Source organism: Streptomyces sp. NRRL B-24085 (genome assembly GCF_001282115.1).
Classification (GTDB): Bacteria; Actinomycetota; Actinomycetes; order Streptomycetales; family Streptomycetaceae; genus Streptomyces.
Window position 1 is genome coordinate 1 of sequence record NZ_LJBR01000429.1, and the last position, 9,990, is coordinate 9,990.

The window sequence follows — 9,990 nt, forward strand, 5'->3', positions numbered from 1 at the left end:
AGTCGAGCCACACCGCGACCCCCGCCCGCTCACCGGCGAACCGCTCGCCCTCGACCTGCTCAACACGCGGTGGATGAGCGAGGGGACCCTCCAGGACCTCCTCACCGACGTCGACGGGCTCGCGGTGTGGCTCGACTCGGCCGGACTGGGCGGCGAGCACACCCCGGACGACCGGATGCTGCGGCACCTGCGGCAGGCCCGGGAGGCCCTGCGCACGGCGGTGGACGGGTCACTGGAGGAGGGGGCGCCGCTGGTCGACGCGGTGCTGGAGCACGGGCGGGTCCGGGTCGCACTCACTCCGCAAGGGCCCGTCGAGCGGCCCGAGTTGAGCGACCCCGCCTGGGGCCCCGCCTGGCTCGCCGCCCGCGACTACCTGGAGCTGCTCGGCACCGCCCCGGACCGGATCAGGTCGTGCGCCCACGAGTCGTGCGTGCTCCACTTCCTCGACACGTCGAGGAACGGCACCCGGCGCTGGTGCTCGATGGCGACCTGCGGCAACCGCGCGAAGGCGTCCCGGCACTACGCGCGCTCCAAGGACGCCTGAAAAGGGCGACCAAAGAGCTCGTAGGGCGAATTGCCGTCTTTCTCACGCCTGTTCGCCGATGTCCCCAAAGGGCATCGCGGGTTTTCCCCATACAGCCATATCGATTCGGTCAACTCTCCCTAAACATCCTTCCTATGCGTAAAGCTGGGCGGTCATCCGGGGTCTTCTTCCGGATCGCCGTGGCCAGGACCGATCGGTCCCGGTCACACACCCGCTCGTTCCTTTACCTACAAGGGATGCCGATGACCCTCACCCCCCAGCGCGCTCCGATATCGGGCGCGAGACGTGTGGCGCGCATAGCCGCGGCCGCCGGACTCGTCGCCGCGCTCTCCGCGGCGGGTCCGATACCCATGGCCTTCTCCGCCGACGCGGGCACCACCCCCGCGGCCTCGGACCCGGGCCTCAAGTCCGCCGACGAGAAGCTCGGTTCGGACGACGCCGACGCGCTCGCCGAGGCCAAGGCCGACGGCGCGAAGAACATCACGCTGATGGTCGCCACCGCCCCCGGCAGGACCGAGCAGGTCGCCGAGGAGCTGGACGCGGTCAAGGGCGGCCTGGTGGGCCTGACCTACGACAAGCTCGGTTACGTCCGGGCCACGGTCCCCACCGCGAAGGCGGACTCGGCCATCGCCGCCGCCGCGAAGCTCTCCTCCGTGCACGGCATCGACGTCAAGCAGGACATCCCGCTGGACGACCCGACGCCGAGCGCCGACACCGCCAAGGGCGCCGCGGGCAAGGGCACCAAGACCTACCCCGCGCCCAGCAAGAAGACCCCCGCGACGAACCCGTACAACCCGTCCTTCGAGACCGGCGCCGTCGACTTCGTGGAGGACCACCCGAAGGCGGACGGCCGCGGGGTCACCATCGGCATCCTGGACTCGGGTGTGGACCTCGGCCACCCGGCGCTCCAGAAGACCACCACCGGTGAGCGGAAGATCGTCGACTGGGTGACGGCGACCGACCCGGTCTCCGACGGCGACGCCACCTGGCGGCGGATGAACAACCCCGTCAGCGGCCCGACCTTCACCATCGCGGGCGCCACCTGGAAGGCCCCGGCGGGCTCCTACCAGTTCAACCTGTTCCGCGAGTCGGCCACCGCCGGCGGTGACGCCAAGGGCGACGCCAACCGCGACGGCGACACCACCGACGTCTGGGGCGTCCTCTACGACGCGGCCGCCGGAACCGTCCGGGTCGACCTGAACAACAACAACGACTTCTCCGACGACACGGCGATGAAGCCGTACAAGGACGGCTTCCAGGTCGGGTACTTCGGCACCGACAACCCGGCGACCGACGTCGCCGAGCGCCAGCCGTTCGTCGTCGAGATCCGCAAGGACGTCGTCTACGACGCCGCGGGCAGCAAGGCCGACTACGTCAACATCGGCGTCATCGAGTCCGAGCACGGCACCCACGTGGCCGGCATCACCGCCGCCAACGGCCTGTTCGGCGGCGAGATGAACGGCGCGGCCCCGGGCGCCAAGCTCGTCTCCTCCCGTGCCTGCACCTGGACCGGCGGCTGCACCAACGTGGCGCTGACCGAGGGCATGATCGACCTCGTCGTCAACCGCGGGGTCGACATCGTCAACATGTCGATCGGCGGCCTGCCCGCGCTCAACGACGGCAACAACGCGCGCGCCGAGCTCTACACGCGCCTCATCGACACCTACGGCGTCCAGCTGGTGATCTCCGCGGGCAACTCCGGCCCCGGCGCGAACACCATCGGCGACCCGGGCCTGGCCGACAAGGTCATCTCGGTCGGCGCGACCATCTCCAAGGCGACCTGGGCCGCCAACTACGGCTCGCAGGTGAGCAAGTCGTACGCGATGATGCCGTTCTCCTCGCGCGGTCCGCGTGAGGACGGCGGCTTCACGCCGACCCTGTCCGCCCCGGGCGCGGCCATCAACACCACGCAGACCTGGCTGCCGGGCTCCCCGGTCGCCGAGGCGGGCTACTCGCTGCCGGCCGGCTACTCGATGCTCCAGGGCACCTCGATGGCCTCCCCGCAGGCCGCGGGCGCCTCCGCGCTGCTCCTCTCGGCCGCCAAGCAGAAGCACATCGCGCTGACGCCGGCCACCCTGCGCACCGCCCTGACCTCGACCGCCAAGCACATCAAGGGCGTGCAGGCGTACGAGGAGGGCGCGGGCCTCATCGACATCGTGGACGCCTGGGACTCCATCAAGGACGGCGCCACCGCCCACGACTACACGGTCAAGGCCCCGGTCGACACCGCGATCGACCAGCTCCTGAAGACCCCGGGCTACGGCACCGGCCTCTACGACCGCGAGGGCGGCCTGAAGGCCGGCCAGAAGAAGACGTACGACGTCACCATCACCCGTACGTCCGGCGCGGACAAGGCGCTCCGCCACGACCTGCACTTCCACAACAACGCGGGTGACACCTTCCGGATCCTCGGCAAGGACGACATCCGGCTCCCGCTGAACCAGCCGGTGACCGTCAAGGTCCAGGCCCAGCCGAAGTCCGCGGGCCTCAAGAGCGCGATCCTCGTCGTCGACGACCCGAAGACCGAGGGCATCGACCAGCAGGTCCTGACCACGGTCGTCGTCTCGGCGCCGGTGAAGTACACCTACACCGCGTCGAACACCGTGCAGCGCAACAGCAGCCAGTCGTACTTCGTGACCGTGCCCGCGGGCGCCAAGTCGCTGGAGGTCGCGATCGGCGGGCTCAAGGACAAGAGCCAGACCCGCTTCATCGCCATCCACCCCTACGGCGTCCCGGTCGACAACACCAGCACCCCGTACTGCTACAACAACTACCTCGACGGCAACGGCTGCAAGCCGGACGCCCGTTCCTACGCCGACCCGCAGGCCGGCGTCTGGGAGATCGAGGTCGAGTCGCGCCGCACCTCGCCGCTGCTCGACAACCCGTACAAGCTGGACGTCGCCGTCTACGGCGTGGCCTTCGACCCGGAGACCGTGACCGTCCCCGAGGCCAAGGTCGGCACCCCGGCCACCGCCTCCTGGAAGGTGACCAACAAGTTCGCCGCGATCGACGGCAAGCTGGCCGGCGGCCCGCTCGGCTCGTCCAAGACGGCCCGTCCGACCATCGCCGAGGGCGCCACCCAGACCACCACGGTCGAGGTGCCCGCGGGCGCCAAGTCGCTCGACGTCGCCATCGGCAACGTCTCCGACGTGGCAGCGGACCTGGACCTGGCGGTCTACGACGCGGCCGGCACCGTAGTCGGCTCGTCCGCCGACGGTGACTCGGAGGAGGCCGTCTCGGTCGCCTCGCCCGCCGCCGGCACGTACACCATCGAGGTCGTCGGCTACTCGGTCCCGGCCGGCTCCACGGCGTACGACTACCAGGACGTGTTCTTCTCCAGCGCCCTGGGCACGGTCACCGTCTCCGACGCGCCGGTGAAGCTCGCCACGGGCGCCTCGACGACCGTCTCCGGCAGCGTCACCGCCCTGGCGCCCGCTCCGGAGGGCCGTGAGTTCTTCGGCCAGGTCAGCCTCGTCAACGCGCGCGGCACGGTCGCGGGCGTCGGCAACGTGAAGATCGAGAAGGTCACGCCGTAGCACTTCTCCGTACGGCAACAGGGGCGGGCGTCCGTTGGGGCGCCCGCCCTTCTCGTGTGCCTAGCAGGCGAGTCCGCGCGAGGCGGGCAGCGAGGCGGTGACGAAGGCCCGCTCCCGGGCGACCTCCCGCTCCCCGACGGCCCAGTGGTCGGGGGCCGGCGAGCCCGCGCTCACCCCGAACAGCACCGCGGTGCCCCTGGTCAGCGGTTCGGGCAGGTCGTACTCGCCGATCACATAGGTGAGGTCCCGCACGCCGAGCGTCGGCTTGAAGTAGTGACGCACCCGCACGGTGACCTGGAGTTCCCCGGTGGCGGGCAGCTCCTTGACGGCGGTCACCTCGCCCTCGGCGACCGTGGTCGCGCAGGCCAGGTAGGCCGGGCTGCCGAAGCGGACCCCCGACTCCGCCTTGGAGGCCGAGTCGGCGCTGCCGCCCGCGTCCTGGCTGATCCCGCCGCTGTGTCCGAGGAGCCAGCCGAGCCCGGTGACGACACTCGCCGCGGCGGCCACCGCGAGGGTGCCGAAGGCCAGGGTGCGGACGCGGCGGCGGGCCGGGGAGGGCCGTAGCCGCGCGGGCACGGGTTCCGGGGCGGGCGGCTCCTGGGCGAGGGCCTCGCCGAGGAGCCCGAGCTGCTCCCTGAGCAGCCCGATGTCGGCCTCGGCCGCCCGGTACTCGGCGAGGAACACGCCGTCCGCGCGGGCCTCGTCGCCGAGCTCCTCACCGGTGATCGCGGCCATGAGCGCGTCGCTGTCGTACGTCTCGTTCTCGGCGCTCATGTCACACCACCTCGTCCTCGTGCAGGCGGGCGCGCAGGGCCCGTACCGCCGTGTGCAGGCGGCTTTTCACCGTGCCCTCCGGGACGCCCAGCTCCTGGGCGATCGAGCGCACCGGCAGGTCGGCGAAGAACCGCAGCACCAGGACCTGGCGCTGCTGGTCGGGCAGCTCGTCCAGGCCCTGCGCGACGGCGACGGAGAGCACGCTGGTGTCCTCCCCGGAGGGGTGCTCGTGCTGTCTGAGCGAGGCCAGCCGCTCCCCCAGCCGCTCCTGGCGCTTCTTGGCCCGGTGCCAGTCCATGGCGAGGTTGGAGGCGACGACGGCGGCCCACGCGGACACGTCCCGCGGCGCCTCGTGCCCCTTCGCCGCCCGCTCCAGCAACCGCAGGCGGACCTGCTGCACCCCGTCCGGCAGGTCCGCCTGCGGCACCCCGCCCAGGGCGAGCACGGCCCGCACCCGGCGTTCCTGTGCCGCGTCCAGGGGGTCGTCCCCCTGGGTCCTGCGGCCGATTCCGCGCAGCACCGACACCCCTCCCCTCGCCGCGTTTCTCCTACGACGCCGGTGGGACGGAAAACGTTCGGCGGGAGGCGGGGAGAATTCTCCGAGGCGTACGTCACACCGGGCGCGCGGGACCGCACGGCTTCCGGCACGACGCGACCACCGGGCGAATTTCTCCAGCTCAGCACGGGTGCGGCCACAGTTTGGCAACCCGCCGGCCGCCTCGGGGCGTCCCAGCCTTCGAGCATGGAGCACAAAGAATTGGACAGGCTGACCCGGGTCGGCCGCATGATGGAAAAGCCTCGGTCACGTGCGAAGAGATAGGGAGTCACCGTGAGGGTCGGAATCGTCGGAGCCACCGGACAGGTCGGCACGGTCATGCGGAAGATCCTCAAGGAGCGGAACTTCCCGGTCACGGAGCTGCGCCTGTTCGCCTCCGCCCGCTCGGCCGGCTCCGTCCTGGACGGCGTGACGGTGGAGGACGCGGCGACGGCCGACTACACCGGCCTGGACATCGTGCTGTTCTCCGCGGGCGGCGCGACCTCGAAGGCGCTGGCCGAAAAGGTCGCCTCGCAGGGCGCGGTCGTGATCGACAACTCCTCGGCCTGGCGCAAGGACCCCGAGGTCCCGCTGGTCGTCTCCGAGGTGAACCCGCACGCCATCGCGGACCGCCCCAAGGGGATCATCGCCAACCCGAACTGCACCACGATGGCCGCGATGCCGGTCCTGAAGGTGCTGGACGCCGAGGCGGGCCTGCTGACCCTGATCGCCACCACCTACCAGGCGGTGTCCGGCTCGGGCCTCGCGGGCGTGGCGGAGCTGCACGGCCAGGTGCAGAAGGTCGCCGCCGACGCGGACAAGCTCACCCACGACGGCGGCGCGGTCGACTTCCCCGAGCCGCAGGTCTACAAGCGGCCCATCGCCTTCAACGTCCTGCCCTTCGCCGGCAACCTCGTCGACGACGGCCTGAACGAGACCGACGAGGAGCAGAAGCTCCGCAACGAGTCCCGCAAGATCCTGGAGCTCCCCGAGCTGAAGGTCTCCGGCACCTGTGTGCGCGTCCCGGTGTTCTCCGGCCACTCCCTCCAGGTCAACGCCCGCTTCGCCCGCCCGATCTCCCCGGAGCGCGCGACGGAGCTGCTGGCGGGCGCCCCGGGCGTGACCCTCTCGGACATCCCGACCCCTCTTCAGGCCGCCGGCCAGGACGCCTCCTTCGTCGGCCGCATCCGCCGCGACGAGACGGTCGACAACGGCCTCGCCCTGTTCATCTCCAACGACAACCTCCGCAAGGGCGCCGCGCTGAACGCGGTCCAGATCGCGGAGCTGGTGGCGGCGGAGCTCAAGGGCTGACCCTCAGGGCCGCCTGACCTCGTAGAGGAAACAGCCGTACTCGACGGCCCGGACGTGGACAAGCGCCACGGACGGGTCGTCGAACGCGTTTCGGAAGGCGTCGTCGTCGAGCCGGTCGACCAGCTCTCCGCCGAGGATGTGTCCGTCGGACGAGTAGCGGCGGACGGTCCGGTGGGCGTTGGCGAACGGGTGGCCGCCGGGGTCCGGCCCCGCGCACTCCCCGGCGTGGATGAAGACCGGGCCCTGTTCGTCGTACGCCCCCGGCCGCGCGCCCGTCTCGGCCGCCCAGCGGCGCAGCGGGGCGTAGGAGACGAGTGCGATCCGCTCGCCCGGCTCGCTGCGGCGCAGACAGCACCTGAGGGGCGCGCCGCCCTCCTCGTCCGTGAACGGGGCCGGCGGGCGGCCGGCGTCGTCGGCGGTGCGCAGTGCGCTGAGGACCGGGGGGCCGATGGGCAGTGCGGTGTACGTCGTCATGGGACCAGGCTGGCGCGGCCGCGCGCGGATGACCGGCGGAAACCGGACGTGGAACCCCCGGAACCGCAGGGTAATCCCCCGATCCGTCGGAGACAGTTCGTGGAAGGATGGCCGGACCGCCGAACCTACTCATATCGAGGAAACAAGGAGATGACCGCGTGCCTGGCACAAACCTGACTCGCGAAGAGGCTCAGCAGCGCGCGAAGCTGCTCAGTGTCGAGTCCTACGAGATCGATCTCGACCTCTCCGGCGCGCAGGAGGGCGGTACCTTCCGGTCCGTGACCACGGTGCGCTTCGATGTCGCCGAGAACGGGGCCGAGTCCTTCATCGACCTCGTCGCCCCGACAGTCCACGAGGTCACGCTGAACGGGGACGCGCTCGACCCCGCCGAGGTCTTCAAGGACTCCCGGATCGCCCTGCCCGGTCTCCTGGAGGGCCGCAACGTCCTGCGGGTCGTCGCGGACGCCGCCTACACCAACACCGGTGAGGGCCTGCACCGCTTCGTCGACCCGGTCGACCAGCAGGCGTACCTGTACACCCAGTTCGAGGTGCCGGACGCCCGCCGGGTCTTCGCCTCCTTCGAGCAGCCGGACCTGAAGGCCACCTTCCAGTTCACCGTGAAGGCGCCGACCGGCTGGACCGTCATCTCCAACTCCCCGACGCCGGAGCCGAAGGACGACGTCTGGGTCTTCGAGCCGACCCCGCGGATCTCGTCGTACATCACGGCCCTGATCGTCGGCCCTTACCACTCGGTGCACAGCGTGTACGAGAAGGACGGCCAGTCCGTCCCGCTGGGCATCTACTGCCGTCCCTCGCTCGCCGAGCACCTCGACTCGGACGCCATCTTCGAGGTGACCCGGCAGGGCTTCGAGTGGTTCCAGGAGAAGTTCGACTACGCGTACCCCTTCAAGAAGTACGACCAGCTGTTCGTGCCGGAGTTCAACGCGGGCGCCATGGAGAACGCGGGCGCGGTCACCATCCGCGACCAGTACGTCTTCCGGTCCAAGGTGACCGACGCCGCGTACGAGATGCGCGCCGAGACCATCCTGCACGAGCTGGCCCACATGTGGTTCGGCGACCTCGTGACCATGGAGTGGTGGAACGACCTGTGGCTGAACGAGTCGTTCGCCACCTACACCTCCATCGCCTGCCAGGCGTACGCCCCGGACAGCCGGTGGCCGCACTCCTGGACCACGTTCGCCAACTCCATGAAGACGTGGGCGTACCGCCAGGACCAGCTGCCGTCCACGCACCCGATCATGGCCGAGATCCGCGACCTGGACGACGTGCTGGTCAACTTCGACGGCATCACGTACGCCAAGGGCGCGTCCGTCCTCAAGCAGCTCGTCGCCTACGTGGGCGAGGACGAGTTCTTCGGCGGTGTGCAGGCGTACTTCAAGCGCCACGCGTTCGGCAACACCCGCCTGTCCGACCTGCTGGGCGCGCTGGAGGAGACCTCCGGCCGTGACCTCGGCACCTGGTCGCAGAAGTGGCTCCAGACGGCCGGCATCAACGTCCTGCGCCCCGAGATCGAGACCGACGGCAACGGTGTCATCACCTCCTTCGCCATCCGCCAGGAGGCCCCGGCGCTCCCCGCCGGCGCGAAGGGCGAGCCGACGCTGCGGCCGCACCGCATCGCGGTCGGCCTGTACGAACTCGACGACGACAGCGGCAAGTTGATCCGTGACGAGCGGATCGAACTGGACGTCGACGGCGAGCTGACGGCCGTACCGCAGCTGGTCGGCAAGCGCCGCCCCGCGGTCGTGCTGCTCAACGACGACGACCTGTCGTACGCCAAGGTCCGCCTCGACGAGCAGTCGCTGGCCTTCGTGACCGAGCACCTGGGCGACTTCGAGTCGTCGCTGCCGCGCGCGCTGTGCTGGGCGTCGGCGTGGGACATGACGCGGGACGCCGAACTCGCGACCCGCGACTACCTCTCGCTGGTCCTCTCCGGAATCGGCAAGGAGTCCGACATCGGTGTCGTGCAGTCGCTGCACCGGCAGGTGAAGCTGGCGATCGAGCTGTACGCCGCCCCCGCCGCCCGCGAGACGCTGCTGACCCGCTGGACCGACGCCACGCTGGCCCACCTGCGGTCCGCGGCGCCGGGCAGCGACCACCAGCTCGCCTGGGCGCGGGCGTTCGCGGCGACGGCCCGTACCCCCGAGCAGCTGGACCTCCTGGAGGCGCTGCTCGACGGGTCCCAGGTCGTCGAGGGTCTCGCCGTCGACACGGAGCTGCGCTGGGCGTTCGTGCAGCGGCTGGCCTCCGTCGGCCGCTACGACGAGTCGGAGATCGCCGCCGAGTACGAGCGGGACAAGACCGCCGCCGGTGAGCGCCACGCGGCGACCGCCCGTGCCTCGCGGCCGACCGAGGAGGCGAAGGCGGAGGCCTGGGCGCAGGTCGTCGAGTCCGACAAGCTGCCCAACGCGGTCCAGGAGGCCGTCATCGGCGGGTTCGTGCAGACCGACCAGCGGGAGCTGCTCGCGCCGTACGCGGACAAGTACTTCGAGGTGGTCAAGGACATCTGGGAGTCCCGCTCGCACGAGATCGCCCAGCAGATCGCGGTCGGCCTCTACCCCTCGCTCCAGGTCTCCCAGGAGACCCTGGACCGCACCGACGCCTGGCTGACCGAGGCCGAGCCGAACGCGGCCCTGCGCCGACTCGTCTCCGAGTCCCGCGCAGGCGTGGACCGAGCCCTGAAGGCCCAGGCAGCGGACGCCCGAGCGGGCGAGTAGGGGGACGGGGGCGGGCGGTCCTGCGGAACGCGGGCCGCCCGACACCCGGGCGGGGTGGCATACGTCAGAGGGCTGTCGTGC

The 9,990-nt window shown here is 70.9% G+C and carries 7 protein-coding genes; 4 read left to right on the forward strand and 3 right to left on the reverse strand.

The features are described from left to right. Window positions 1–544, forward strand: a 544-nt coding sequence (locus AOJ26_RS35615) for a CGNR zinc finger domain-containing protein (RefSeq protein ID WP_053852498.1), incomplete at its 5' end; no start/stop codon positions are given. Between the two features lie 242 nt (window positions 545–786). Beyond that, on the forward strand, window positions 787–4,080 hold the full coding sequence (locus AOJ26_RS35620) for a S8 family serine peptidase (protein WP_053852499.1): 3,294 nt from the start codon (window positions 787–789) through the stop codon (window positions 4,078–4,080). A 60-nt stretch (window positions 4,081–4,140) separates the two neighbouring features. On the opposite strand, the gene AOJ26_RS35625 is transcribed toward AOJ26_RS35620, so the two are convergent. Further along, window positions 4,141–4,854: a hypothetical protein gene (locus tag AOJ26_RS35625; protein ID WP_053852500.1), complete on the reverse strand. Its 714-nt coding sequence runs from the start codon at window positions 4,852–4,854 to the stop codon at window positions 4,141–4,143. A 1-nt stretch (window position 4,855) separates the two neighbouring features. Next, window positions 4,856–5,380, reverse strand: coding sequence for a sigma-70 family RNA polymerase sigma factor (locus AOJ26_RS35630; RefSeq protein ID WP_053852501.1), 525 nt, complete (start codon window positions 5,378–5,380; stop codon window positions 4,856–4,858). A gap of 303 nt (window positions 5,381–5,683) precedes the next feature. On the opposite strand from AOJ26_RS35630, the gene AOJ26_RS35635 reads away from it, so the two are divergent. After that, window positions 5,684–6,700 (forward strand): aspartate-semialdehyde dehydrogenase, encoded by a 1,017-nt coding sequence (locus tag AOJ26_RS35635; protein ID WP_053852502.1) that lies wholly within the window; start codon window positions 5,684–5,686, stop codon window positions 6,698–6,700. Between the two features lie 3 nt (window positions 6,701–6,703). Here the strand turns inward: AOJ26_RS35635 and AOJ26_RS35640 are convergent, their stop codons facing one another. Next, window positions 6,704–7,174, reverse strand: coding sequence for a DUF1203 domain-containing protein (locus AOJ26_RS35640; RefSeq protein ID WP_053852503.1), 471 nt, complete (start codon window positions 7,172–7,174; stop codon window positions 6,704–6,706). Between the two features lie 158 nt (window positions 7,175–7,332). On the opposite strand from AOJ26_RS35640, the gene pepN reads away from it, so the two are divergent. After that, on the forward strand, window positions 7,333–9,909 hold the full coding sequence (gene pepN / locus AOJ26_RS35645; protein WP_053852504.1) for an aminopeptidase N: 2,577 nt from the start codon (window positions 7,333–7,335) through the stop codon (window positions 9,907–9,909). The last annotated feature ends 81 nt before the right edge of the window (window positions 9,910–9,990 follow it).